The 24,818-nt window shown below is 44.8% G+C and carries 24 protein-coding genes; 17 read left to right on the top strand and 7 right to left on the bottom strand.

The features are described from left to right. Nucleotides 1-138: 138 nt before the first annotated feature. Entirely contained in the window at nucleotides 139-2,151 is a 2,013-nt protein-coding gene (locus tag BSZ04_RS12910) for an NADPH-dependent 2,4-dienoyl-CoA reductase (protein WP_010449460.1), read from the bottom strand. A gap of 226 nt (nucleotides 2,152-2,377) precedes the next feature. Here BSZ04_RS12910 and sppA point away from each other — a divergent pair, with 226 nt between their 5' ends. Then, a complete protein-coding gene (sppA, locus tag BSZ04_RS12905) occupies nucleotides 2,378-4,228 on the top strand; it encodes a signal peptide peptidase SppA (protein ID WP_010449461.1) in 1,851 nt (616 codons plus the stop codon). Nucleotides 4,229-4,342: 114 nt separating this feature from the next. Next, nucleotides 4,343-5,359: an asparaginase gene (ansA, locus tag BSZ04_RS12900; RefSeq protein ID WP_010449463.1), complete on the top strand. Its 1,017-nt coding sequence runs from the start codon at nucleotides 4,343-4,345 to the stop codon at nucleotides 5,357-5,359. 55 nt (nucleotides 5,360-5,414) lie between these two features. On the opposite strand, the gene BSZ04_RS12895 is transcribed toward ansA, so the two are convergent. Then, entirely contained in the window at nucleotides 5,415-5,699 is a 285-nt protein-coding gene (locus BSZ04_RS12895; RefSeq protein WP_038884303.1) for a YeaC family protein, read from the bottom strand. A gap of 101 nt (nucleotides 5,700-5,800) precedes the next feature. Here BSZ04_RS12895 and BSZ04_RS12890 point away from each other — a divergent pair, with 101 nt between their 5' ends. Then, the gene (locus BSZ04_RS12890) at nucleotides 5,801-6,625 is read left to right on the top strand and encodes a DUF2989 domain-containing protein (RefSeq protein WP_088881596.1); all 825 of its coding nucleotides are present in this window, start codon (nucleotides 5,801-5,803) and stop codon (nucleotides 6,623-6,625) included. A gap of 141 nt (nucleotides 6,626-6,766) precedes the next feature. Here BSZ04_RS12890 and msrB read toward each other — a convergent pair whose 3' ends face one another. Further along, entirely contained in the window at nucleotides 6,767-7,186 is a 420-nt protein-coding gene (gene msrB, locus BSZ04_RS12885; protein WP_010449470.1) for a peptide-methionine (R)-S-oxide reductase MsrB, read from the bottom strand. A 328-nt stretch (nucleotides 7,187-7,514) separates the two neighbouring features. Between msrB and gap the strand changes: the two genes are divergently transcribed. From gap to BSZ04_RS12870, 3 genes are all read left to right on the top strand, one after another. Further along, entirely contained in the window at nucleotides 7,515-8,510 is a 996-nt protein-coding gene (gene gap, locus BSZ04_RS12880; RefSeq protein ID WP_010449472.1) for a type I glyceraldehyde-3-phosphate dehydrogenase, read from the top strand. 157 nt (nucleotides 8,511-8,667) lie between these two features. Next, nucleotides 8,668-9,552: a D-hexose-6-phosphate mutarotase gene (locus BSZ04_RS12875; RefSeq protein ID WP_088880524.1), complete on the top strand. Its 885-nt coding sequence runs from the start codon at nucleotides 8,668-8,670 to the stop codon at nucleotides 9,550-9,552. A gap of 85 nt (nucleotides 9,553-9,637) precedes the next feature. Beyond that, the gene (locus BSZ04_RS12870; RefSeq protein WP_071234630.1) at nucleotides 9,638-9,985 is read left to right on the top strand and encodes a spore gernimation protein; all 348 of its coding nucleotides are present in this window, start codon (nucleotides 9,638-9,640) and stop codon (nucleotides 9,983-9,985) included. Between the two features lie 10 nt (nucleotides 9,986-9,995). Here the strand turns inward: BSZ04_RS12870 and BSZ04_RS12865 are convergent, their stop codons facing one another. Then, a complete protein-coding gene (locus BSZ04_RS12865) occupies nucleotides 9,996-10,964 on the bottom strand; it encodes a nucleoside hydrolase (RefSeq protein ID WP_088880523.1) in 969 nt (322 codons plus the stop codon). Between the two features lie 327 nt (nucleotides 10,965-11,291). Here BSZ04_RS12865 and BSZ04_RS12860 point away from each other — a divergent pair, with 327 nt between their 5' ends. From BSZ04_RS12860 to BSZ04_RS12820, 9 genes are all read left to right on the top strand, one after another. After that, on the top strand, nucleotides 11,292-13,328 hold the full coding sequence (locus BSZ04_RS12860) for a methyl-accepting chemotaxis protein (protein ID WP_088880522.1): 2,037 nt from the start codon (nucleotides 11,292-11,294) through the stop codon (nucleotides 13,326-13,328). Between the two features lie 113 nt (nucleotides 13,329-13,441). Beyond that, nucleotides 13,442-14,284, top strand: coding sequence for a 23S rRNA (guanine(745)-N(1))-methyltransferase (gene rlmA / locus BSZ04_RS12855; RefSeq protein ID WP_010449482.1), 843 nt, complete (start codon nucleotides 13,442-13,444; stop codon nucleotides 14,282-14,284). A gap of 84 nt (nucleotides 14,285-14,368) precedes the next feature. Continuing rightward, a complete protein-coding gene (locus BSZ04_RS12850; protein ID WP_088880521.1) occupies nucleotides 14,369-15,316 on the top strand; it encodes a ChaN family lipoprotein in 948 nt (315 codons plus the stop codon). A gap of 195 nt (nucleotides 15,317-15,511) precedes the next feature. Continuing rightward, on the top strand, nucleotides 15,512-15,871 hold the full coding sequence (locus tag BSZ04_RS12845; RefSeq protein ID WP_045393540.1) for a hypothetical protein: 360 nt from the start codon (nucleotides 15,512-15,514) through the stop codon (nucleotides 15,869-15,871). A 141-nt stretch (nucleotides 15,872-16,012) separates the two neighbouring features. Further along, nucleotides 16,013-17,911: a BCCT family transporter gene (locus BSZ04_RS12840; RefSeq protein WP_088880520.1), complete on the top strand. Its 1,899-nt coding sequence runs from the start codon at nucleotides 16,013-16,015 to the stop codon at nucleotides 17,909-17,911. Nucleotides 17,912-18,085: 174 nt separating this feature from the next. Next, a complete protein-coding gene (locus BSZ04_RS12835; RefSeq protein ID WP_088880519.1) occupies nucleotides 18,086-19,663 on the top strand; it encodes an alkaline phosphatase in 1,578 nt (525 codons plus the stop codon). A 134-nt stretch (nucleotides 19,664-19,797) separates the two neighbouring features. Then, nucleotides 19,798-20,094 (top strand): ribbon-helix-helix domain-containing protein, encoded by a 297-nt coding sequence (locus BSZ04_RS12830; protein WP_045393533.1) that lies wholly within the window; start codon nucleotides 19,798-19,800, stop codon nucleotides 20,092-20,094. An 82-nt stretch (nucleotides 20,095-20,176) separates the two neighbouring features. Next, nucleotides 20,177-20,572 carry a VOC family protein gene (locus BSZ04_RS12825; RefSeq protein ID WP_010449489.1) on the top strand — a complete coding sequence of 132 codons (396 nt, stop codon included), beginning with the start codon at nucleotides 20,177-20,179 and terminating at the stop codon, nucleotides 20,570-20,572. Between the two features lie 40 nt (nucleotides 20,573-20,612). Then, nucleotides 20,613-20,897: a putative quinol monooxygenase gene (locus tag BSZ04_RS12820; protein ID WP_088880518.1), complete on the top strand. Its 285-nt coding sequence runs from the start codon at nucleotides 20,613-20,615 to the stop codon at nucleotides 20,895-20,897. Nucleotides 20,898-20,980: 83 nt separating this feature from the next. Here the strand turns inward: BSZ04_RS12820 and BSZ04_RS12815 are convergent, their stop codons facing one another. After that, on the bottom strand, nucleotides 20,981-22,663 hold the full coding sequence (locus tag BSZ04_RS12815; RefSeq protein ID WP_088880517.1) for a mechanosensitive ion channel family protein: 1,683 nt from the start codon (nucleotides 22,661-22,663) through the stop codon (nucleotides 20,981-20,983). Nucleotides 22,664-22,901: 238 nt separating this feature from the next. Between BSZ04_RS12815 and BSZ04_RS12810 the strand changes: the two genes are divergently transcribed. After that, the gene (locus BSZ04_RS12810) at nucleotides 22,902-23,153 is read left to right on the top strand and encodes a GlsB/YeaQ/YmgE family stress response membrane protein (protein ID WP_010449493.1); all 252 of its coding nucleotides are present in this window, start codon (nucleotides 22,902-22,904) and stop codon (nucleotides 23,151-23,153) included. A 66-nt stretch (nucleotides 23,154-23,219) separates the two neighbouring features. Here the strand turns inward: BSZ04_RS12810 and BSZ04_RS12805 are convergent, their stop codons facing one another. Then, nucleotides 23,220-23,660: a YcgN family cysteine cluster protein gene (locus BSZ04_RS12805; protein ID WP_071234618.1), complete on the bottom strand. Its 441-nt coding sequence runs from the start codon at nucleotides 23,658-23,660 to the stop codon at nucleotides 23,220-23,222. 232 nt (nucleotides 23,661-23,892) lie between these two features. Between BSZ04_RS12805 and BSZ04_RS12800 the strand changes: the two genes are divergently transcribed. Further along, a complete protein-coding gene (locus BSZ04_RS12800) occupies nucleotides 23,893-24,141 on the top strand; it encodes a YkgJ family cysteine cluster protein (protein ID WP_038884280.1) in 249 nt (82 codons plus the stop codon). Here BSZ04_RS12800 and BSZ04_RS12795 read toward each other — a convergent pair. Then, nucleotides 24,138-24,800 carry a helix-turn-helix transcriptional regulator gene (locus BSZ04_RS12795; RefSeq protein WP_010449497.1) on the bottom strand — a complete coding sequence of 221 codons (663 nt, stop codon included), beginning with the start codon at nucleotides 24,798-24,800 and terminating at the stop codon, nucleotides 24,138-24,140. The genes BSZ04_RS12800 and BSZ04_RS12795 overlap by 4 nt on opposite strands. Nucleotides 24,801-24,818 lie beyond the last annotated feature (18 nt).

Here is a 24,818-nt window from a genome sequence, read left to right as displayed (position 1 = left end):
TACGCAACTCACTTTAGCATAATCCACTTTCCCAAATAACACTCTGTTTTATAGGGACTTAGAAACAAAAAAAGCTGCGCACTTGGCGCAGCTATAAAAGTTAAGAACGAATGAAAAATTAAGATATGTGTCGAGGAGTTAGAGTTTCACTGCTAATTTGACGCCTTGACGAATGGCCCGAACCGCATCCAGTTCACCAGCATGATCGGCACCACCGATGATATGCAGCTTCTCTCCCAATTCATGCCATTTATCTTCGAATGGGCGAACTGACTCTTGACCAGCACAAATCACCACTTTGTCGGCTTCTAACAACTGCTCTTTGCCATTCACATGGATATGTAAACCCGCATCATCAATTTTGTCGTACGATACGCCACCGTACAGATGAACACCGCGCTTCTCTAATGTACGTTTGTGAATCCAACCGGTCGTTTTACCTGGGCCTTTACCTACACGCCCCTTACGACGTTGAAGCACCCACACTTCTTTATCGCTCACAGCATCTGGATAAGGATACAAACCACCCGGTTGAGACATCTCTTTATCGATGCCCCACTCATGCAGCCAATCATCAAGTGTTTGGCCGACTGGCTCTGTAATCATGGTGGCAACATCCACACCAATACCACCAGCACCGACGATCGCGACTTTCTCACCAACTGGGGTTTTATCTCGAATCAACGTTTGGTAGTCGACGACTTTCTCTGGGTTATCAATACCATCGATTTTGACTTTACGTGGCTCAACACCTGATGCCATAACGACTTCATCGTACTCAGTAAGTAAATCATAATTGGCTTCTGTCTCTAGATGCAGATTCACACCCGTTTCTTCAATGCGGTTTGCAAAGTAACGAATAGTCTCACGGAACTCTTCTTTACCCGGAATCTGCATGGCCAAGCGGAACTGACCGCCAATGCGATCATTCTTCTCAAACAAATCAACTTTATGCCCACGCTCAGCCAGTGTCGTCGCACAAGCCAAACCCGCAGGTCCAGCACCGACTACAGCAATGTTTTTCTTCTTGAAAGCGTCTTCAACAACGATTTCCGTTTCGTAACACGCCAGCGGGTTAACCAAGCAGCTTGCGCGCTTACCTTTGAAAACATTATCCAAGCAGGCTTGGTTACAGCCAATACACGTATTGATTAACTGAGATTTCTCTTGCTCCGCTTTGGCAACAAAATACGGGTCAGCTAAGAAAGGTCGCGCCATTGAGACCATATCTGCTTGCCCAGATGAGAGAATACGTTCGGCATCGTCTGGGGTATTGATACGATTACAGGTGATAATAGGCACTGACACATGAGGTTTGACTTTCTCTGTCACCCACGTGAATGCGCCACGAGGAACCTGAGTGGCAATGGTCGGAATACGTGCTTCGTGCCAACCGATACCCGTGTTGATAATGGTTACGCCTGCTTCTTCTAACGCTTTCGCTAACTCAATTACATCCTCAAACGTGCTTCCTTGCTCGACCAAATCAAGCATTGAAAGACGGAAGATAATAATGAATTTTTCACCGACCGCTTTACGTACCGCTTTAACGATTTCAACCGGGAAGCGCATACGTTTTTTATAACTGCCACCCCATTCGTCATATCGCATGTTGGTACGTTTACATAAGAATTGGTTAATCAAATAACCTTCAGAGCCCATCAGTTCAACACCATCATAGCCAGCTAGCTGAGCCAGCTCTGCACTATTAGCAAATGCTTCGATGGTATTTTTAATTTGGCGAGCACTCATTTCACTTGGGGCAAACTTCGCGATTGGCGCTTTCATGCCTGACGCACTTTGTGCGAATGGGTGCATTGCATAGCGCCCAGCATGAAGGATTTGCAGAGCGATCTTACCGCCATGTTTATGTACGGCTTCTGTTACTACCTTGTGTGCTTTAGCGTGCTTAGGTTTACTGAACTCTGCACTCAAAGGATGTAATCGACCACGTAGATTGGGAGAGAAACCGCCCGTCACGATCAGACCTACACCGCCTTTTGCACGTTCTTCATAAAACGCGGCAAGCTTTTGTAGACCTTCTTTATGCTCTTCTAGGCCTGTGTGCATTGATCCCATCAGGACACGGTTTCGTAGTTGTGTAAAACCTAAGTCCAGTGGCTTTAACAAGTTCGGGTACATGGCAGACATCACTAAACATCCATTTTTATTGTTGTGGTCTGACCACAGTACGCCGCAAAAATCAAAAAATCAAACAGCCGTTTACATTTTTGCAACACGCGTCAATCTCACGTTAAAATATGCCAATTGTTGAATTGCCGTGATAAGCTAAAAAAATTGTTATCTTTTGAGATCTTAGAGATAAGAACCCATACTTTGTAAGATTAGGGAATGACTATCTCGTTATGGAGACAAGATGAAAAAACTCTTCAAATTTATTGGTCTGATATTTAAGGGGATATGGAAAGCCATCACCTTTGTCAGACTTGCACTGGCAAACTTGATCTTCCTAGTGATGATTGCCGTTTTCTACTTTGCCTTTACCTACACGGGCGAAGGTCAACCTACCGTTGAAAAAGAATCCGCGCTGGTGATGAACCTGTCTGGCCCTATCGTAGAACAACGTCGCTATGTAAACCCGATGGATTCGATAGCTGGCTCAGTTCTTGGTAACGAAATCCCGAAAGAGAACGTGTTATTCGACATCGTCGATACCATTCGTTACGCGAAAGACGACCCGAAGATATCCGGCCTAGTACTCGCGCTCCGCGATATGCCAGAAACAAACTTGACGAAGCTTCGTTATATCGCAAAAGCACTCAATGAATTCAAAGCGTCAGGTAAACCTATTTATGCCGTTGGTGACTTTTACAACCAAAGCCAATACTACCTAGCAAGTTACGCAGACAAAGTTTATCTCGCTCCTGATGGCGGTGTACTGATTAAGGGTTACAGTTCTTACTCGATGTACTACAAAACATTGCTTGAGAAGCTAGACGTTTCAACACACGTGTTCCGCGTAGGTACCTATAAGTCTGCTATCGAGCCATTCATTCGCGATGATATGTCAGATGCAGCAAAAGAATCAGCAACACGTTGGATCACGCAGCTTTGGAGCGCTTTTGTGGACGATGTTGCCACTAACCGCAATATCGATGTGAAAGTTCTGAATCCGACGATGGACGAGTTGCTAGCTCAAATGAAATCCGTGGATGGTGATATTGCCCAATTGGCGAAAAAGTTAGGCTTGGTTGATGAACTCGCCACCCGTCAAGATATTCGTAAGTTGTTCGCCGAACAATTTGGCAGTGACGGTAAAGACAGCTATAACGCAGTGAGCTACTACGATTACCTTGTAACTATGCGTCCTGACCTTTCACTACCAGAGAGTGATGTCGCGGTTGTCGTTGCAAGCGGTACAATTATGGATGGTCAGCAGCCGCGTGGCACAATTGGTGGCGATACAGTGGCAAGCTTGCTTCGCCAAGCGCGTAACGATGACAAAGTAAAAGCTGTGGTTCTTCGTGTAGATAGCCCAGGGGGTAGCGCATTTGCTTCAGAAGTTATTCGCAACGAAATCGAAGCACTGAAAGAAGCGGGCAAACCTGTGGTTGTGTCCATGTCTAGCCTCGCGGCTTCAGGCGGTTACTGGATCTCTATGAGCGCCGATAAAATTGTAGCTCAACCAACAACGCTAACAGGTTCAATTGGTATCTTCAGTGTCATTACGACATTCGAGAAAGGCTTCAACAAAATTGGCATCAGCACTGATGGTGTTGGTACATCCCCATTCTCCGGTGAAGGTTTTACCACTGGTCTTTCTAAAGGCGCATCTGACGCATTCCAGCTTGGTATCGAGCATGGCTATAAGCGTTTCATTTCTTTAGTTGGTACTAATCGTGATATGTCACTAGAAGAAGTAGATAAGGTGGCGCAAGGTAGAGTGTGGACTGGGCAAGATGCGATGTCATTCGGTCTTGTGGACCAAATGGGTGATTTCGATGATGCCGTTAAGTTGGCAGCGCAGCTTGCTGACATCACTGACTACGGCATCTACTGGGTGGAAGAACCTCTATCACCTACCGAGCAGTTTATCCAAGAGTTCATGAACCAAGTGAAAGTGTCTCTAGGTATCGACGCTACAAGCTTTTTACCGAAGAGCCTTCAACCTATTGCTCAACAGTTCGAACAAGACGCAAGTATGCTACAAAGCTTCAACGATCCTAAAGGCCAATACGCATTCTGTTTAACTTGCCAAGTGCAATAGCACTCTGAATCATGGTCTAAAAGGGGCAGCTCTGTGCGAGATGCCCCTTTTTATTAGGTTTCATTCCGCTATAATCCCCGCCACTGTTCCCCTACATGAAAGTTAAATATAACGATGACTAGAAAACACATCTACATCGCTTACACTGGCGGTACCATCGGTATGCAGAAATCCGATGACCATGGTTACGTACCAGTAGCAGGTTTTATGGAAAAACAACTTGCTAGCATGCCAGAGTTTCACCGTCCAGAGATGCCAGATTATACGATCCATGAGTACGAGCCTCTGATCGACTCTTCTGATATGACTCCGGCAGACTGGCAGCAGATCGCCGATGACATCCGTGACAACTATGAAAAGTACGATGGTTTCGTGATCCTTCACGGTACCGATACTATGGCGTATACGGCATCTGCGCTGTCTTTCATGTTAGAAAACTTGGGCAAACCCGTTATCGTGACAGGCTCACAAATCCCGTTGGCGGAGTTACGTTCGGATGGTCAAGCGAACCTGCTAAACGCGCTACACATTGCGGCAAATTACCCAATCAACGAAGTCACATTATTCTTCAATAACCAGTTGATGCGCGGAAACCGTAGTACCAAGTCTCATGCAGATGGCTTTAATGCCTTTACTTCACCTAATCTACCTCCATTGCTGGAAGCGGGTATCAATATCCAAATCAGCAACAACATTACTGTGGGGGCAAAGCCAGAAGGTGAATTCAAAGTACACAACATCACACCACAGCCTATTGGCGTGATCACTATGTACCCAGGTATTTCGCACGAAGTAATTCGCAACACGCTACTTCAGCCTGTAAACGCGATGATCCTGCTGACGTTTGGGGTGGGCAATGCACCACAAAATCCAGAATTACTTGGCCATCTGAAAGAAGCATCTGAGCGCGGAGTCATCGTCGTGAACCTCACTCAATGTCTGGCGGGTAAAGTCAACATGGGTGGCTATGCAACAGGCTGTGCTCTTGCGGAGTCAGGTGTTATCAGCGGCTTTGATATGACGCCAGAAGCAGCGCTAGCAAAACTGCACTACTTGTTAAGCCAAGATCTGTCTTACGAACAAATCAAAGACAAGATGCAGGAAGTATTAAGAGGAGAAATGAGCCTGTAAACTCATTTCAAATGCTAAGCCCAACTTATACGTTGGGCTTTTTGGGGCGTAAATTTTAGTCTAAGTTTGGGTTCACTCTAACTATATCTGCCTCTTCTTGACAAAACTGCTTCTTAAGTTCTTGTTTCGACTTAAAGCTTATTTCCCCACCTGCAGCAACCGTCATGTGCTGTGCTTCCGTATTGTGCTTAGATTGAAACAACATCACAGCTTGCATACATGAGTCTCGCTGCTCTTGAGAAAGTGGTGTACCCTCAGGCCATCTACCCGTTTCGACCGCATAAACCAAGCGATCATAGACTTCTGGGGTTATCGCGTTTAGTAATTGTTCTGCGTTCATCATGTACCTTTTTATTACATTTTCATCACAGAAAATAACCGGATACTAAACAGAGTCAAGACAACACAAATAAATTGGTGTAACGGATCACAAGCAAAATGATGAAACGTACAAATTGGCTAGTTGCAACCACCTTTTCTCTATTACTCACTGGCTGCTTTGAAGGAAACTTAACAACCGAAGAGCTGTGCGAAAAGAATCCTGAACTTCGTTGCGAACAGCTCAACATGAGCGATGGGCAGTGCCGTATTCCGCGTACCAATTTGGTATGGCACCGCTTTGAAGTAATGAAAGCCCCAACAGAAGCAAATAAAGTTCAAGAATATAAGCTGGTTGCTGAGTACCGAAAATGTCTAGAACTCGCTTCTCAGATCACCCCTATCGACCAAAGTGCACTTAAAAGGCAACGCTTCAATGCTTTAGTTAATAGTATTGATGAGCTAGAGCGCATTGTTAATGATTTACAATCTACATCAGATCCATCAACGCTGTACTTTCTTTGGTCTCAAACTGGTGACAACAATGCGAGACGACGATTCTTGCAAATGGAAGGAACGACAGCTTTAGATACTGCCGAATTGCAGTTCGCTTTAGCCACTTTTTACACAACTCGCGATCAAGAAAAGACTATCACTATTCTCGATAAGGCATTGTCTCTGGCTCAGGACGGAAAAGTGAACCCTGAGATCCTCAAGTCTATGGCAAGTATCCATCAAGGTTTGAACAGAAAAGAACGTGCTTACATTTGGACGATGGTAGCGAAGCGATTTGATGTGCAAGTCGCCTCAGAAAAAAACCTAAAAGTCATGTTTAACTTTTCCGATGCAAGCAAATATGACTCGCTTGACGATATAGCAGGTAACGTCGCAAAGGCGATTGATAAAGGCCGTTATCACCCAAGCCTCATTCCTACTAACCTTGAATAGCTGCTTAACCAAGCTGAATAAGGTAATAATTAATTGAACAGAACACCCTTTTTAGGGTGTTCTTGCATTTTGGTAAGCAGCCACTCACTTGTTATGAATGAAAAATGAAAGGATGAAACATTCTTACATTATATATTGCGACTATTGTTCTGATTTGTTGAAAATTAACGACACCGAGTTGACGCAGTAGCGTTCACCGGTAGACACCGGACCATCCTCAAAAACGTGACCTAGATGGCTATCACATGCCGCACAACGTATCTCAGTTCGAACCATTCCGTGACTTAAGTCCTTCAAATAACGAATCGCATCATTATCTATTGGTGCATCAAAGCTTGGCCACCCACAGCCGGAATCATACTTGTTGTCGGACACAAAAAGAGGCGCATTACAGCAGGTACATGCATACACTCCGGTATCTTTGTTATGGAGCAGCTTGCCGCTAAATGGAGGTTCAGTACCTTGCTCACGACAGACATGATATTCCTCAACAGATAACTGCTCACGCCAGTACTCATCGGACTTCGTTACTTTTATTCCATCTTTCTTCACAGCATTCATTTCCTTCTTTCTTATTTTTGGCAATGACTTTTTGAGCAAAAAACTTGCTTCTCGTAACAGTTGTAGCACATACTTTCTCACCAGGACACCATGTGTAATTAATTTGATACGAGTACTTATCTCAAAAGTTATATTACGCCAACTGGAATGTAGAATAACTAGATAAAAGTTTAAAAAACGAGCATTTGCGAAGAATTGTTAAAAAAAGCGTCGCTTTTTTTTGACTTTAAACAAGTTAAGTCCGATTATCTGTTGCAGATGTTTACTGGATTCTGTAATTTTACTACCAGTTATCTTTAATCAGAAATTAAGTTGTGGAGCAACTATAATGACTATCAAAGTAGGTATTAACGGTTTTGGCCGTATCGGTCGTTTCGTATTCCGTGCAGCGCAAGAGCGCAACGACATCGAAGTTGTAGGTATTAACGACCTTATCGACGTAGATTACATGGCATACATGCTTAAGTACGACTCAACTCACGGCCGTTTCAACGGTACTGTTGAAGTTGAAGGCGGTAACCTAATCGTTAACGGTAAAACTGTACGTGTAACTGCAGAGCGCAACCCTGAAGATCTAAAATGGGATGCTATCGACGTTGACGTAGTAGCTGAAGCAACTGGTCTTTTCCTAACTGACGAGACTGCACGTAAGCACATCACTGCTGGTGCGAAGAAAGTTGTTCTAACTGGTCCTTCTAAAGACGCGACTCCAATGATCGTTATGGGTGTTAACCAAGACACTTACGCTGGTCAAGACATCGTTTCTAACGCTTCTTGTACTACTAACTGTCTAGCGCCTATCGCTAAAGTTCTTAACGACAAGTTCGGTATCGTATCTGGTCTTATGACTACAGTTCACGCTACTACAGCAACTCAAAAAACTGTTGACGGTCCTTCTGCTAAAGACTGGCGCGGTGGTCGTGGTGCTTCTCAGAACATCATCCCATCTTCAACTGGTGCTGCTAAAGCTGTAGGCGTTGTTCTTCCAGAACTAAACGGCAAACTAACTGGTATGGCTTTCCGCGTACCAACAGCTAACGTTTCTGTAGTTGACCTAACAGTTAACCTAGAGAAAGGCGCATCTTACGAAGCTATCTGTGCAGCAATGAAAGAAGCTTCTGAAGGCGAACTAAAAGGTGTTCTAGGCTACACTGAAGACCAAGTTGTTTCTCAAGACTTCATCGGCGAAGTTCAAACTTCAGTATTCGATGCTAAAGCTGGTATCGCTCTAACTGAAAACTTCGTTAAAGTTGTATCTTGGTACGACAACGAAATCGGTTACTCAAACAAAGTTCTAGACCTAATCGCTCACATCTCTAAGTAATTAGACAGTTAGCAATTAGCGAATAACTTCGTTAAAGAAAAGGCGGCTCTAGAGTCGCCTTTTTTGTATCTGGAATTTGAGAGAAGACAGACTCTGTTTTACATTTGATGTATGAAGTGTGTCGCAAAGTCTCTCCCCCAGCTATAGGAAACAGCACATGGATTTAAAAACTCTCCCTGCCCTAACGGTTCTATCTGACAACGTGACAATCGTAGAAATCGATCAGGTTAAAGTCGTCCGCGTTATTCATGAGAAGGCCACTGCAGGCATCGCACTACACGGCGGTCATGTCGTATCGTTTACACCAGCAGGCCAAGAAGATCTGATCTGGATGAGCGAGAAAGCAATCTTTGATGGTAAAGCGGCACTGCGTGGTGGCATTCCAGTTTGTTGGCCTTGGTTTGGCCGCGTTGCTGCGCCAGCACATGGCTTTGCACGCACTGCAGAATGGGAATTAGTTGAACACCGTGAGAACGACAATGGCGTGATCGTTGAACTGGCTCTGTTCCCAACTGAAGAGATTCACGATATCTGGCCACACATGTTCGATGCTCGCCTAGTTGTTGAGATCAACGACGAGCTAAAAGTGACATTGAAAGTCATGAACATCGATGATGAAGAGTGGACATTCTCTGGCGCGCTGCACACTTACCTAAATGTCGGTGACATCAACCAAGCACAAACAACAGGTATGGGTCCTGAATACATCGATAGCCTAAAAGCAGGTGAAATCTGCAAAGGTGGCGAAGTTCTTCAGCTAACCGATACTATCGACCGTGTTTACACTCAACCAGAAGCGCAAATTTTGGTGAAAGATCCAGTATTAGGCCGCACATTGAGCGTAGAGAACCAAGGTCATAACTCGGCAGTATTGTGGAACCCTTGGGCAGAGGGCGCGCAAGGCATGGGTGATATGGCTGACAACGGTTACCAAACCATGATGTGTGTTGAGTCGACGGTTCACGCTCCAAGTATCGAGCAAGGCAAAACGCTTCAACCTGGCGAGACGCACGAGCTTATCACTGTGATTTCTGCGCAGTAATCCAATTTTAAAGGCCGGTTCACCCGGCCTTTTTTACAATTCCATACTAAGACCAATCAAAGCGAATTGAGACGATGGAGCAACCATGAAATACCACATTTATTCAATATCACTTCTTACAAGCTTATTGTTTGGCTGTGCTAGCTCTGAGGTCTTGTTACACGCAGAGAAAAACGTCTCCGAATACAAGCAGTTGTCACCAAAACAATTTCTAGTCTATTGCCCAACCGGAATTTGCCGCTTCCAAGTCTCCGCGGACGAGAAAACGGCAGTAAGCATTGAGATGTTCTACGCTGAAGGCAAACCGTTCAAGAAGATTGAGGGGCTTACCTACGACAATCAAAATCAATACCCAGCGTCGAATACTTTTACTCTTCCCGTAGAGTCAGGCAACGAGAGGCTATCCGTGCAAGTTATCGACTATTACAGATAACCTCACTCCATTATCGTTCGGAATAACGAATAATAGACTCTCGATAAAGCGAAAGCAGTGTATCGCTTTTCACACCGACGCCAACGTTTTGCGCAGAGAAAGCACTCCACTCATCATGCATATATTTGCGTTGGTCGATTTTCTGAATCGTCATTCCTTCTGCTGGCCCATCAGTGACCACCCTGACGGCACCACTACGGAACGTGAATAGTTCAGGTTCAATCACATAAGCAATCGCGGAAGGGTCATGAACATGACAGCCATCCATTCCTACCTTCTCAGAGTAAAACTTCAAGTAGTAGCGACTGACATCCCAGATAAACTGCCCTACCTCTCCTGCGTCCTCTCTTAGTTGATCAAGATATTGCCCCGTAAAGAAACTCTCTTCTGTCACATCTAAACCAATGATCACAACAGGCCAAGAAGCTGTGAATACTTTGTCTGCAGCATGAGGGTCATCATGGATGTTCGCTTCAGCGTATGGCGTAACATTGCCTCGATGATCGTTCTCGCCAAAAGCGCCGCCCATCACAACCACTTCTTTCACCAAATTCACGATTTCAGGGTCCGCTTCGAGTGCAAGCGCAAGGTTGGTAAGTGGGCCAACAGCCACCAAGGTGATTTCTCCCGGTTCTGCTCTAACGCTGTCGATGATGTACTGATAGGCTGGCGTGTCAATGGCACTCACATCCAGTGAACTCGGCGCTTTTACATCACCAAAGCCGGCTTCACCGTGTACGACAACCGTGGCTCCAACAGGGGCTTTCACTAAAGGCTTATCTGCCCCTTTAGCAACCAGAGCATTCATACCAAACTTCTGTTTTAGGTAAAGGGCATTCTGAGTCGCATTATCTATCGTCGCATTACCATAAACCGTCGTGATGCCCATTAACTCTATATCTGGATGCGCTTCAGCAAAAAGAATTGCCATTGCATCATCAATACCTGGGTCTGTGTCTAGAATGATTTTTTTCGTCATATCGGCTTCTACTAAACGCTAGGAAAGAAGCAACAATACCTAGAAAAAACATGGATTAACGTGACCGAAACCGAAGGTATGAGTTTTCTTTTTCTCACCATCTAACCGACGAATTGAATGAATACAAAAAGATCGCTATCCAGAGTGGCGATTCATCCGTTCTTTCTGAAATAAACTGAGCAATCAAGCGGTCATTTCCTATCTAAGCTATTGGTTGCTCATACTTTTGACAATTAACTTAATAAATATCAAAAAAACTCATCATATAAATCGTTAGCATGCCGATACAGAAATCATAACTTTAACCAATATCAGGAAAGACACTACATGCTAGACAACTATAGAAATCAAAGTGTCGGTTTCCAGCTCAAGCTGGTGATCACGCTGTGTCTACTCGTCGCATTTTCAAGCATTGCTGCGCTTGTTTATCAAAACGCTTCAACTGTGTTATTAGAAAGCACTCTGAAAGAACATCAATCTAAAGTTGAATCCATGGCAAAAACCATTGCTGGGCAATTCAATGCTTACCTGCATACTGCGGAAGTACTGGAGTCAACTTTTCGTAATGGCTACCTCGCCGGTGTATATGTCGAAAGTTACTCCGTTGATTTTATGGGTAAGCAGGTACCAAATATTACCCAATACAGTGAAAGCTTAATCGGAGATACTAAACTCGTTGATAGCTTCACTCGCGACACTGGCGCCATCGCGACAATTTTCGCCCCACTTGGTAATGACTTTATTCGAGTATCAACTTCTTTAAAGGACCCTCAAGGAAACCGTGCTGTTGGCACAACGCTAGGCTCTGATCACCCAGGCTACCAAAAAATTCGAAGTGGTCAGCCCTATTACGCTCAGATCAAGCTGTATGGTGAACGTTACATCACCTACTATGCGCCACTGAAAGATTCGAATGGTAAAGTCAACGGTATTTCATTTATTGGTCTGCCAGTTGAAAAAGCAACACAAAACCTTTTTGCATCACTGGAATCGGTAAGTTGGGGTGACACGGGTTACACCATCCTCGTTGACAACGAAAAAGACAATCAAGGCCATTACCTTCTTCATCCAAGCCATGAAGAGACTGATCCGCCAATTACTGATGTAGCAGACTACAACGGCAACAAACCTTTCCATCAAATTTTTGAGCAACAAAGTGGTCTGATTCGCTACCCGTTCGAGTATCAGGGTAACATTGGTGAAAAATACTTAGTATTTACCGAAGTTCCGGGATGGAACTGGAAGCTACTTGGCGGCACCTTTATCAACGAGGTGACCAAAGGAAGCCAAGCTCTACTTAAGCTGATCATCATTATTTCAGTGATTGTTGGTGCGGCGACCTTCATCGTGTTAACTATCGTGCTGAATCGAACATTGAAGCCGCTCACTGTACTAAATGGCTTCATGGCTCGACTAGCCAAAGGTGAAGTCAGCATAGATATCCCTGCGACCGGTCAAGCATCCAATAACGAAATCATCAATTTGAACAATGGCGTAGCCAATATGGCAAACCAGCTCGATGATCTAGTTGGGGAAATTCGTACCACCAGCGATCAGGTTGAAAGTAACTCAACCAGCGTTGTTGATGATGCCAACCGCAATCTTATGCAATCAGACTTACAGCAAGAGCAAGTAGAACAAGTTGTTACGGCCATTGAAGAAATGGCATCCTCAGCTCAATCTGTTGCACAGCAAGTGGAACAGATTGCCGTAAACGTTCGCTCTGCGAACACCGACAGCCAATCTGGCTTGGAAGTTGTCGAAGGTGTCTGCATCGATGTAGCACAATTGAATGACCAACTTGATCAATCGGCAGCAGCCATCGAACAAGTAAACAATGACAGTGAAAGCATTCAAACCGTCACTAAGATGATTGATGAGATTGCAGAGCAAACCAACCTCCTCGCACTCAATGCCGCAATTGAAGCCGCGCGAGCTGGCGAACAAGGTCGTGGTTTTGCCGTAGTTGCTGATGAAGTTCGTACCCTAGCCCACCGAACACAGACTTCCGTTAAAGACGTTGTCGAGATCATTGAAAAGCTAAAAGGCTCAACCAGTAATGCGGTCTCCATGATGAACGAAAGCCAGCAAAATGCGAATAAAGTACTCGATAAGGCGCAAGAAGCTGGTACGGCACTTGAAGCTATAGCAGGACAAGTACAATCCATCGCCTCTCAAGCCGATGCCATTGCCGCAACGTCAGAAGAGCAAGCTCAAGTTTCACAAGAAATCGCTGCTAACGCTCACTCTATCAGTGAACTCAACCGCGAAAGCCGTGACACCAGCGCTAAAACGTCGCAAAGCGCTACTGAACTACAGCAGCAAGCTCAGAACTTGAAGCAACAAGTGGATTTCTTTCACTAAGCACTCGTTAGTAAAACCGTTCAAAAGAGCCGATATATTCGGCTCTTTTTCTTTCGCTTGCCGCATCCCTTTTTGATAGAATCTGCCGCCCTACTATTTGTCCAGAGATCGTCATGAACTATCAATGCCCTCTATGTCATCAAGCTCTTACGCTCACAGCAAAGACGTTTAAATGTGATAACAATCATCAATTCGATCTAGCCAAAGAAGGCTACGTGAATCTGATGCCTGCTCACCATAAACGCTCAAAAGATCCAGGTGATAACAAAGAGATGATGCAGGCTCGTCGTCGTTTTTTAGAAGGTAACCATTACGATCCAATGCGCCAAGAAGTGGCTCGCCTATGTGCAAAATACGCTGAGGGCACTGACCACCAGCTTTTGGATATCGGCTGTGGTGAAGGCTACTACACTGACCAAGTTCAGCAATCTCTGCACGCTCAAAATGAAGCGGCCAATGTATACGGTTTGGACATCTCTAAAGTAGCGATTCGTTATGCATCTAAGCGCTACCCGAACTGTGATTTCAGCGTGGCATCTAGCCACCGTCTACCATTTTCCGAGCAATCTCTCGATGCGGTTTTACGTATCTACGCGCCATGTAAGGCAGAAGAACTTCAGCGCGTCATCAAGGATAATGGCGTCGTCATTACCGTCACTCCTGCGGGTCGTCACCTGTATCAATTCCGTGAACGTATCTATCAAGAAGTGCGCCTACATAATGAAGAGCCTGAGAGCATTGACGGGTTTGAATTAGAGCATCAACAAAAGCTCAACTACACCATGGACTTAAAAGACGGCGTAGCATTTGACCTACTACAAATGACCCCATTTGCATGGAAAGCCAGCGATGAACTTCGCGAAGAATTAAAGTCATCTACACTTTTCCAATGTGAGGCTGACTTTATGCTGCGCGTTTATCGAAAGAAAGCAGCTCAATCAAGCAACGAACAATAGATTGTAATGTAAATTATTCTCATTAGCATTGATTCATCTGCCAGCCTCCATTAATATCACTCGGACATTTTTGGAGGCTTTTTAATGCGCTTTACTACATTGAGTCTGATTTTTGCAGGCTTGCTCACTGGCTGTGTATCTAACACACCAACAACTCCTAACGTTACTGAAAATAACGTATCCAGTTTCTATGACTACCAACTTCATGATCCATCCGGTGAAGTTATCTCCGTCAATCAACTGCCCCCTGAACTACAGCAAGCTGACGTAATTTTAATTGGTGAATGGCATACACATGCAGGTGTCCACCGATTTCAGACCGACATGCTAAAGCAGTTATCTTCTGCTAACCGCCCCCTTGCTCTTTCAATGGAACAGGTCACACGCGACAAGCAAGTAATCTTGGATTCGTACCTAAACGGCGAAATCGGCGAGCAGTACTTCATGAAGCAAAGTAATGCTTGGCCAAATTACGAAAGTGACTACCGCCCATTGGTGGAGCTTGCTAAGCAAGCGGAGATTCCTGTGATCGCATCAAATGCGCCAAAAGACATTGTGCGTTGTATTGGACGCCAAGGTATCGACTACCTAGATAAGCTCGATTCTGACGAGCGCAGTTTTGTTGCAAATGAAGTCAACACCGCAAACAGCCCATACAAAGAAAAGTTCATGGCATCCATGCACCATGGCAAGCCAGAACAGACCGAGAAGCAATACGCAGCTCAGGTTACATGGGACGAGACCATGGCGGAATCCATCGTAAAATACTTAGAAAAACACCCAGGGGCTCAAGTGGTTCATGTTGCTGGTAAATTCCACACCGAAGGTGGTTTAGGCACAGCAACATCTATCTTGAATCGCAACCCAGATTTAAACGTCGCAGTTATTACGCCTACTGCGGACATTACGTCTGATGGTTCTGATTACCAACTTGAGGTCCTTGATCCACCAGTACGCTACGTACAAGACGCGAATCGTATGGCGGCGTACAAACACCTCACGAAACGAAACAACGACCTTCAATGTAAGTAATCCGAAATACCTTACAATCGATAAAGAAAAATAGGTCTGTTTTTTGCTTTAATTTCTGGGTATAAACCAGAGGCGGCAAAAGCAGACCTATTTTTTGTTTGATTGATTCAAGAATTATCCATTGCCGCCGATATAGAAATAACTGCTTTTTACCTGCACTCATAGAAGGAGTGCTGTTGTTCGAAGGGGTAACAGATGAATCCAGTAGGAAGCAACTCGGTCAATGCATATTCCAGTCAGCCAGCTAAGATACAAGCTAACAAAGTTGCTGGTAGTGATGATGCGCCTAAACCATTACAAATAGAGAAAAATAAGGTGACCTTGTCTGATGAAGGCAAAGCCTTGTTAGCCGCGCTGCAAGACATCGACCAAAATGGCCACGAAGTCAAAGCTGAAAACAAAACCGTGGGAGACAAAGTTGAGTCATTCGCCCATGGTGCGTTAGGCATGGATCATCCGGATAAGATTAAAGAAGAAGAGGATGACTCCTACTCTGCGGGTCAATACCTTTCAGCAGCACTCACCGTTGGTGGAATCATCTTAGCGCTTGTTTAGCTTTTTTGGATAATGTTTAAAATCCACCCAAAAATCAAAAGATTAAACAAGAGTTTCTTTCGTTACGACAAGTAACCTCATTTGAACGCGTTTTTTGTCCAAGTCCATAATGGGTAACTATTCATTAACGGATGATGAACTGTGAAAGACGCATTTTCTCTTATAGACAAACCCACTTTTTTCGGCGCAATTGCGCTTCTCCTTTCGATTGTTTTCCCTTTAATTTTGTTTCCAGCTGAAGGTGCAGAATGGATTGCGGTTGCGAAGACCTTTATGACCGACAAGCTCGGCTTCCTCTACCTTGCACTTGGGCTTGCCGCTTTTATCTTTATGATTTACGTGGTATTCAGCGACATGGGGCAAATTAAGCTAGGCGACCCAGACGAAAAGCCAGAGTTTACTACAGCCTCATGGGCGGCGATGCTGTTCTGTGGTGGTATTGGTGCCAGCATTCTTTACTGGGGCTGTATCGAATGGGCTTATTACTACCAATCTCCTCCTTTTCAACTAGAGCCAGGCAGTGAAGAAGCCGTTCGTTGGGCTGCAACGTACGGTCTGTTCCACTGGGGGCCAATTGCTTGGTCTATCTACCTTATTCCAGCATTACCTATCGCCTACTTTTTCTACGTACGTAAACAGCCTGTACTGAAAGTTTCCAGTGCGCTGATGCCAGTGCTTGGCGAAGAGCGCAGTAAAGGTAAAGCGGGCAAGATTGTTGATGTACTATTTATCTTTGGCCTACTTGGCGGTGCAGCAACCAGTTTGGGCTTGGCGGCACCTTTGATTGGTGAAGGTCTACATTACTTGTTCGGCATGCCTAAGAACACCTACAGCCAAGTGTTAGTACTTTTAATCTGTACCGCTATTTTTGCTTACTCTTCTTACGCAGGTATGGAAAAAGGCATCAAAGTCCTAAGTAACATTAACTTCTGGGGTGCCATGGGGCTACTCGCTTTTGTGTTAGCTTTAGGCCCAACTATCTTCATGCTGGAGACGGGTTTGGATTCGATTGGCCGTATGCTATCGAACTTTTTCGTGATGGCGACTTGGGCTGAACCATTCGGTGGTTACGGTACATTCGACAATACCCACTTCCCACAAGATTGGACGATTTTCTACTGGGCATGGTGGTTAGTGTTCGCACCAAGCATGGGCCTGTTTGTTGCACGTATTTCTCGTGGCCGCACGATCAAACAAATGGTTTCCGGATCAATCTTCTTTGGCTCGTTGGGTTGCTTCCTATTCTTCATGATTCTAGGCAACTATGGCTTGTCTCTGCAGCTGTCAGGGGAGTTAGACGTCGTGGGAATCTTAAATGCTGAAGGTGCTACAGCTGCAATATTTTCTATGCTTGATGCATTGCCAATGAGCTACTTCGTCATTGCAGTCTTTACGCTGCTTTGCATTATCTTTACTGCGACGACGTTTGATTCCATTTCTTACATTCTTGCTTCTGTAGTGCAAAACAACGTGACAGAAGAACCAATGCGCTGGAACCGTATGTTCTGGGCATTCACGCTGTCTTTCCTTCCTACCGTTCTGATGTTCATGGGTGGTCTAAGCACGCTACAAACCGCAGCGATCGTTGGTGGCTTACCTCTGCTAGGAATTTCCATCATGTTGATGGTATCAGCGGTTCGCGCTACCACACTGGATATTCGCCATCAGGAAGATTACGTAGAGCCGACCATCAACATTGAAGAGCTGCCAGAATTCGATCCTTGGTCAACCGAAGGGATGGCAATGGCACAATTTGAACGCGCACGCGATGCTGCTCAAGAAGCAGCTGAAGAGGAGCGTGACGCGCTGGCTGAATTAATGAGACTTCGTAAACGTATTCGCGCTTTTGCTCTTGAGCATAGTGACGACAGTGATTTTGCAGACCATCACTTACCTCAGGAGATGCAAGAGGAGTTGCAAACCCTATTGGATAACGTGGTAAAAGCAAAAGAGAGAAAACTCGAGTTATCGGAAGCTGCCCAGCAGTCCAGAGCCGAGTTTAATCAAATCGTGGCCCAAAGTACTGCTTACGCGGTGTAACTTTAGCTCATGACTTTCAACTCCTAAACGTAATTCAAAGCTCACTTCGGTGAGCTTTTTTTATTGTCACCCTAGAACATCGCAATGACTTTCATATGAATCTTTTGTTACTGTAGTATTTTCTTCATCAATCCTTGTTGTAATGCCAGCGCTTTTATAAATAAGGAATATACAATGAAGCACTTAGTGACCCCAATCGTAACCGCAATGGCGGCTTCGACGCTCTCTTTCAATGCCCTATCGGCAGAAATCAAAAACGTTATCTTGATGATTGGTGACGGCATGGGCCCTCAACAAGTTGGTTTGCTAGAAACCTACGCGAACCACGCACCGAACTCAATTTACCAAGGTGAAACCACCGCGCTCTACAAACTCGCCCAAGAAGGTGTTATCGGCTCCTCTTTGACAAACCCTGAAGACGCCATTGTTGTAGATTCAGCCTGTTCTGCGACCATGCTTGCGACTGGTATCCCCACCGCTTCTGAAGTGATTGGTATCGATAGCCAAGGCAACCATGTCGAAACTATTTTGGAAAAAGCAAAAGCAAAAGGTAAGGCGACGGGCTTAGTATCGGATACCCGAATGACGCACGCCACACCCGCGGCTTTTGCCTCGCACCAGCCTCATCGCTCACTTGAGAACAACATTGCAGTCGACATGCTAGAAACTGGCGTTGATGTGATGCTTTCTGGTGGGCTTCGTCATTGGATTCCAAAATCAACCAACGACAAAGGCGATACCTACAAGCAACTTGAGAAACTCACTCAAGGTGATGTTTACCTAAAATCGAAGCGCAAAGATGAACGTAACTTACTCACCGAAGCTCAACAGCAGGGTTACAGCTTAGCATTCAACCGCAACATGCTTGAGAAAGCGAAAGGCGACAAAGTACTCGGCCTATTTGCTTACTCTGGCATGAATGATGGCATTGCCTACAGCCAGAGTAAAAATGATCCAAAACGAAGCCAACCTTCTCTCAAAGAGATGACCGAGAAGGCGTTAGATGTGCTTTCAAAAGACAAAGACGGCTTCTTCTTGATGGTAGAAGGCGGACAAATTGACTGGGCAGGTCACAGCAACGATGCTGGCACCATGCTGCATGAGTTGATCAAGTTCGATGAAGCCGTAAATTCCGTTTATGAATGGGCAAAAAACCGTGAGGATACGCTAGTGATCGTCACTGCCGACCATGAAACCGGTTCTTTTGGTTTCAGCTACTCTTCAGCCAATCTTCCTAAGCCTGAAAAGCGTAGTGGTGAAGCCTTCGCGAAGCGTGATTACGCGCCAAACTTCAACTTTGGTCAGTTCGATATTCTCGATGGCCTCTACAATCAAAAGCAAAGCTACTACGGCATGATCAGCGAGTTCCAAAAACTTGATAAAGCGCAGCAAACCCCTGAAAGGCTGGCTGACATTGTGAACGCCAACAGCGATTTCTCTATTACTCCAGAGCAAGCAGAACGCGTACTAGCAAGTCAACCTAACCCGTACCGCTTAGCTAGCCATAAGTACTTGAGTGAAGAAACTGTCCCAGCCATTAATGACTTTGATGCATTTTTCCCATACAACGACAGGGGTAACTTGCTAGCTCGTGAACAAGCCACTAAACAAAATACCGTTTGGGGAACCGGCACACACACGCATACACCAGTCAATGTGTTCGCTTGGGGACCAGCGGGTACCATTCTGCCAGTATCGAAGATAATGCATCACTCACAACTTGGTGAATACCTTATCCAGCAAATCAAATAATCCATGCTCCGCACTGACTACATTGGTGCACTTCCACGCCCTCACTTGAGGGCGTTTTTTGTACTCAAAACGGTTGACGCTACGCTTCTCAAGCTCCAATATCTTCGGTTCATTTGTAAAACGAACAACATCACATGTGCGAAATATTTGCTAAACAACCCCAAGAAAATTATCAGTTTATCACCCGCTCTATCCGCATTGATGGGCATGCCACCAGCGTAAAACTAGAATCGAGCTTTTGGTTAATTCTTGAAGAGATTGCTTCCGCGCAAGAGATGACGGTGCCTAAGTTCATCAGCACCGTTTACCAAGAAGCGTTAAAGCACAATGGTGAAGTCAACAATTTCGCTTCCCTGCTACGTTGTGCTTGCCTTACTTATGCACGCCAACCTCAAGCAACGATTGAAAGCGCGCTCAGCGAACTTAACTAAGCCCCTATTTGATTGTCGTACTTGAGTACTACCTATTGTTCCCGAAAAATGACTAGTCTGGGCGCACTAATAAGGAGTACTCATGACAAAAATGATTCATACCATGATCCGCGTAAGTGATCTGGAGCGTTCTCTTAAGTTTTACAGCAATGCACTTGAGCTAGAAATCAAAGACCAATATATCTTCGACGGGTTTTCTCTTACCTATTTGGCCAACCCAGAAACGGGCTTCGAACTCGAACTTACCCACAACCATGATCAGAGCGAGCCGTATACTCATGGTACTGGTTACGGCCACCTCGCTGTCAGTGTCGAAGATATCGAGGCCGCCCATCAACGCCTAAAGAACTTAGACATAGAGGCGAGTGACATTAAAGCGTTTGATCACCAACAAAAGCACCTGGCGACATTCTTCTTTATTACCGATCCAGACGGCTACAAGATTGAGTTCTTGCAACGTCAAGGTCGTTACCTATAAAAACGAAATCTTTCATAACGACAAAGAAGTGAACACAACAATGATTCATTTAACGGCTGCATTTCATGCTAAAACAGACTCTATTTCGCAACTCAAGCAAGCGCTAGAAGGCATGCTAGAACCTACTCGTAATGAGCCGGGTTGCCTGCGTTACCAACTGTTCCAAGATAAAAACAACCCAAGCCAGTTCTTGTTTCAAGAGCAGTTTGCAGACCAAGCCGCGTTTGACTCACATTGTAACACGGCGCACTTTCAAGCCCTATTGAAGGAGATTGAAGACTTACTGGTTAGCGAGCCTAAAGTGACTTTCTTCGACCAGGTCTAAATCTCGACAGCAATACCAAGAAAAACACCAATAAAAAGGCGCTCATTGAGCGCCTTTGTTGTTATCTGTTAAAGAGGAGGTGTCTACGACTCTTTCTTTTCCACCATGTGTAAGTGCACGTCTTGTTGCGGGAATGGAATCGAAATGCCTTCACGATCGAAGCGCAGTTTCACTTCCTTGGTTACATCCCAATATACATCCCAGTAATCATCGGTTTTCACCCAAGGACGAACAATGAAATCAACTGAAGATGTATTTAAGGTGTGTACCTTGATATTAGGTTCAGGTGAACGAAGTACCGAAGGGTGCGACGTAACAATATCGTTTAGCACTTCTTCTGCTTTGAGCAGATCATCGGCATAGCCGATACCAAAAATCATATCAACACGACGAATGCGCTCATGAGTGACGTTTTTAATCACATCTCCCCAAATTTTGCTATTTGGTACGATAATGATTTGGTTGTCGAAGGTACGAATTGTGGTGTTCACTAAGCTCATATGGCTTACCTTTCCATCTACCCCACCAGCATAAACAAAATCGCCAACATCAAACGGACGGTAAATAAGTAACATCATACCCGCCGCAAAGTTCGACAACGTATCTTGCAGCGCAAAACCGATAATCACACCCGCGATACCAAAACCTGTCAAAATTGGCGCTAGGTTGAGACCTATTTGCGATAAGCCGACCATGATACCAATCACCCAAACGGCTTTACCTGACATTGAGATAAAGAAATCTTGCATTAGGTGAGAGAGTTTTAAGTTTTTCGAAGCAACGGTTTTACTCACCACTTTACGAGTAAGCTTGGCTAAGGCACGGGCAATAATGAGAATTAACGCAAATACGAACAGCTGGAAGATATGTTGAGGCGCATTATCAGCTAGCCAATCTACCGCTGAGTTTGACCAGTGGCTCACAATGGATAGCACCACTTTGGTGTTGAGTAGGTCGTGGGTAATGCTCCCTGTCACTTCGAAAATCTGACGCTTATATTCAGAGGTTTCTAAACCAACTTTATCACCAATGGAAATCAGTTTTCGCAAGCTGTCCGTTGCAATACCAAGTCTCTGCTTAAGTATTAATTGGCTTAGTTGGAGCGATGCCTTCTCTGATTCAGGGCTTGAAGACAACTGAGAGGCAATGACACCACTTTGTTGATTCAAGTATTCAATCGAAGCCGAAAGTAAGCGCATTCGCTTATCGACTCCTTCTTTAAGCTCCAATTCCGCATCTTGATCTTGGATATTGAGCTTTTTCAACCAAGTCAGGTTTTGCCAGCTCGAGTCATAGCTTGCATCAAGATATTGCTGCAACTCTCGATAGCTATTGATCAAAGAAAGTTTGTCTTCATCCTTCGCCTTATTGATTTCCACCAAAAGTGTTTTGATTTTCTCATCTAAATAAGCAGTCGCACCGACAGAGTACTTCTCTTGCGTTCTCACCAACTCAAGTAGTTTGCTATGAGGAATCGATTCATGGTCGATGGCAGTTGCTAATCGGCTTCTTAATTCCTCGTTTTTCTGGAAAAGCTGCAGTTGTAGCGCATCACGCTCATCACCACTCGCTTGTTTCAGGGTTTCAGACAAATCGATGATGTCTGTGTTGATGCTATCAATCGCTTGCTCCGCAGCAGAAACCTTTGGGACTTCTGCTTCACTCTCTGTTGCCTGCGCAATAAAAGTGCTCAGAGAAGCCATGACTATTGTCAATACAAATAACAAGGAAGCGAAACGCACTTTAAGGGGGGATAGAAACGCCATTATTACCTCATTCAAAGACGTGATTCCGTTCTTAGAGTCCAATTTTGACTCAAAGAGACTTAAACACCTGAAATTATAGTTCTTAAGTTTACAACACGACTTTAAATGTCGAACAGCATTTCGTTACTCATATGTCAAAGTTCATAGCGCAGCTTCAAAATATTCCCCATCCCGCTTAAATGGAATGAACTATGATTTAGTCGTATCCGTGTAACTTCAACTTATGTAAGGGAAAATTATGGGTGTTCTATCGTGGATTATTCTTGGCTTGATTGCAGGCGCGTTAGCAAAATGGCTAATGCCCGGTAAGGATGGTGGTGGCTGGATTGCAACCATGCTACTCGGTATCGCCGGGGCATTCGTGGGTGGTTTTTTAGGAAGCTTTGTCGGACTTGGTGGCGCGGATGGGGTCAATATCGGCAGTATAATCACAGCGACACTGGGTGCTTTCGTCCTACTTTTCGTCTATAACCGTTTCTTGAGAAACTAAGCTCCTTTTTATCTTGCCCATAACGAACAAGCCTCTCATATACTTGAGAGGCTTGGTAAAACTTGGTTACGAACGATTAGGGTGGTTCAAAATATGGTCTTCCCAGTCCACCACATCAATCTCGTAAACGACTTTATTGCGTACACTCTCACCAGCCGCATGCATGGCTGACTTAGACCCCGTAATCAAAGGGTGCCACTCTGGCAACGATTGCTTCTCTGCGAGCAGACGATAAGCACAGGTATGAGGTAACCATGTGAAATCATCAATGTCTTCACGCGTGAGCTTGGTACACTCTTCACCTGATGTGAAACGGTTCGGATAGTCTTTACAAGAACAGGTTTTACTGTTCAACCAACTACACGCAACGTTGGTGTAGTAGATTACGTCAGTATCTTCATCCATTAGCTTGTGCAAGCAGCACTTACCACAACCATCACAGAGAGATTCCCATTCTTCTTCTGTCATGTGCTCTAACGATTTACTTTGCCAAAATGGAGTGCTCATACGCTTACTACTTATGTTTTGAATGGGAATGAATAGGGTGCGTTTTATACTCCTCTAGCGGCAAAAGTTCAAGTTTTGCTAACTACTCAAAGATAAGGCAAACAGGTAACCAGCTGATTTTAATCATTAAGAGAAAGGAGAGTTCAATTAGATGAAGGGAATTTAGTTGGAATACTTCCAATCTGGCGAGAAATGTCCATAATGCCCCCTTATTTTTTACGAGGGCTTATAAATGGAATGTCGATTGGGCTGCGGGGCGTGTTGCATCGCACCAAGTATCTCTTCTCCGATTCCTGGCATGCCAAAGGGCAAACCAGCTGGAGAGCGCTGTATTCAATTGAATGATGACAACCTATGTAAGCTTTTCGGAAAACCTGAACGCCCAAAAGTTTGCCACGACTTTAAACCTTGCCCGGTCGTGTGTGGCAAAACCAATCAAGAAGCGATCAGTAATATTACAGAGCTCGAGCTACTGACTTAATCGTTGCTGCCCAGCTCTCGAAGGTAAAGGTAAATCGTATCGCGTGAAATACCGAGATGATTTGCCACCATCAATACCGCATCTTTGTACTTGAAGATGCCTAAGCCCTGTAAACGCGTCACCAGCTCTCGGTTACGTTTTGAAGGTGAAATCGCCTCGTTAGCCCACACTTCCGACTGCACTGTCTCAATGGTGCTGATGATGGTTTCATCGATATTACGTGCGAACGTCTCCGGCGAACGAGCATTCCCCGAACAACAATCATTTTGCTGAACCGGCATAATCGACCTTAAGAAATCCTGCATCGGTACGTCCATATCCACATTAATGCACAGCAAACCAATTGGTTTATTTTTGGGGTTGCGGACAATAGTGGTAATTGAATGCAGAGTCTTGCCACTCGCCGTTTTGGTTACGTACGAATCCGAAACGTCGTTGCCTTCAAGTAGTTTCATTCTTGCTAAGTTGGTAATCGGTGCACCTTCTCCACGTTCAGTAACATGGCCATTGGCAATTTTGATGATTTCCGGTGCTTCCGCATCAAGACTGTGAAGGACGACTTCGGTATGCTCACCGTACATGCGAGCAATACCATCTACGACGTTCTTCATTGAATTCAAAATATCTAAGTCACTTTTGGTGAGTTTCTTAAGTTGCAATGTTACTTCCCTTAGCAA

This window comes from Vibrio rotiferianus, from assembly GCF_002214395.1.
In the GTDB taxonomy this organism is placed as follows: Bacteria; Pseudomonadota; Gammaproteobacteria; order Enterobacterales; family Vibrionaceae; genus Vibrio; species Vibrio rotiferianus.
Note: the sequence above shows the minus strand (reverse complement) of the source record. Positions and strands in the feature narration are given on the sequence as shown.

Excerpts from the sequence above, each read along its gene's own strand:
- BSZ04_RS12910 (WP_010449460.1), bottom strand. The coding sequence starts at position 2,151 with ATGTCTGCCATGTACCCGAACTTGTTAAAGCCACTGGACTTAGGTTTT.
- sppA (WP_010449461.1), top strand. The coding sequence starts at position 2,378 with ATGAAAAAACTCTTCAAATTTATTGGTCTGATATTTAAGGGGATATGG.
- ansA (WP_010449463.1), top strand. The coding sequence starts at position 4,343 with ATGACTAGAAAACACATCTACATCGCTTACACTGGCGGTACCATCGGT.
- BSZ04_RS12895 (WP_038884303.1), bottom strand. The coding sequence starts at position 5,699 with ATGAACGCAGAACAATTACTAAACGCGATAACCCCAGAAGTCTATGAT.
- BSZ04_RS12890 (WP_088881596.1), top strand. The coding sequence starts at position 5,801 with ATGAAACGTACAAATTGGCTAGTTGCAACCACCTTTTCTCTATTACTC.
- msrB (WP_010449470.1), bottom strand. The coding sequence starts at position 7,186 with ATGAATGCTGTGAAGAAAGATGGAATAAAAGTAACGAAGTCCGATGAG.
- gap (WP_010449472.1), top strand. The coding sequence starts at position 7,515 with ATGACTATCAAAGTAGGTATTAACGGTTTTGGCCGTATCGGTCGTTTC.
- BSZ04_RS12875 (WP_088880524.1), top strand. The coding sequence starts at position 8,668 with ATGGATTTAAAAACTCTCCCTGCCCTAACGGTTCTATCTGACAACGTG.
- BSZ04_RS12870 (WP_071234630.1), top strand. The coding sequence starts at position 9,638 with ATGAAATACCACATTTATTCAATATCACTTCTTACAAGCTTATTGTTT.
- BSZ04_RS12865 (WP_088880523.1), bottom strand. The coding sequence starts at position 10,964 with ATGACGAAAAAAATCATTCTAGACACAGACCCAGGTATTGATGATGCA.
- BSZ04_RS12860 (WP_088880522.1), top strand. The coding sequence starts at position 11,292 with ATGCTAGACAACTATAGAAATCAAAGTGTCGGTTTCCAGCTCAAGCTG.
- rlmA (WP_010449482.1), top strand. The coding sequence starts at position 13,442 with ATGAACTATCAATGCCCTCTATGTCATCAAGCTCTTACGCTCACAGCA.
- BSZ04_RS12850 (WP_088880521.1), top strand. The coding sequence starts at position 14,369 with ATGCGCTTTACTACATTGAGTCTGATTTTTGCAGGCTTGCTCACTGGC.
- BSZ04_RS12845 (WP_045393540.1), top strand. The coding sequence starts at position 15,512 with ATGAATCCAGTAGGAAGCAACTCGGTCAATGCATATTCCAGTCAGCCA.
- BSZ04_RS12835 (WP_088880519.1), top strand. The coding sequence starts at position 18,086 with ATGAAGCACTTAGTGACCCCAATCGTAACCGCAATGGCGGCTTCGACG.
- BSZ04_RS12830 (WP_045393533.1), top strand. The coding sequence starts at position 19,798 with ATGTGCGAAATATTTGCTAAACAACCCCAAGAAAATTATCAGTTTATC.
- BSZ04_RS12825 (WP_010449489.1), top strand. The coding sequence starts at position 20,177 with ATGACAAAAATGATTCATACCATGATCCGCGTAAGTGATCTGGAGCGT.
- BSZ04_RS12820 (WP_088880518.1), top strand. The coding sequence starts at position 20,613 with ATGATTCATTTAACGGCTGCATTTCATGCTAAAACAGACTCTATTTCG.
- BSZ04_RS12815 (WP_088880517.1), bottom strand. The coding sequence starts at position 22,663 with ATGGCGTTTCTATCCCCCCTTAAAGTGCGTTTCGCTTCCTTGTTATTT.
- BSZ04_RS12810 (WP_010449493.1), top strand. The coding sequence starts at position 22,902 with ATGGGTGTTCTATCGTGGATTATTCTTGGCTTGATTGCAGGCGCGTTA.
- BSZ04_RS12805 (WP_071234618.1), bottom strand. The coding sequence starts at position 23,660 with ATGAGCACTCCATTTTGGCAAAGTAAATCGTTAGAGCACATGACAGAA.
- BSZ04_RS12800 (WP_038884280.1), top strand. The coding sequence starts at position 23,893 with ATGGAATGTCGATTGGGCTGCGGGGCGTGTTGCATCGCACCAAGTATC.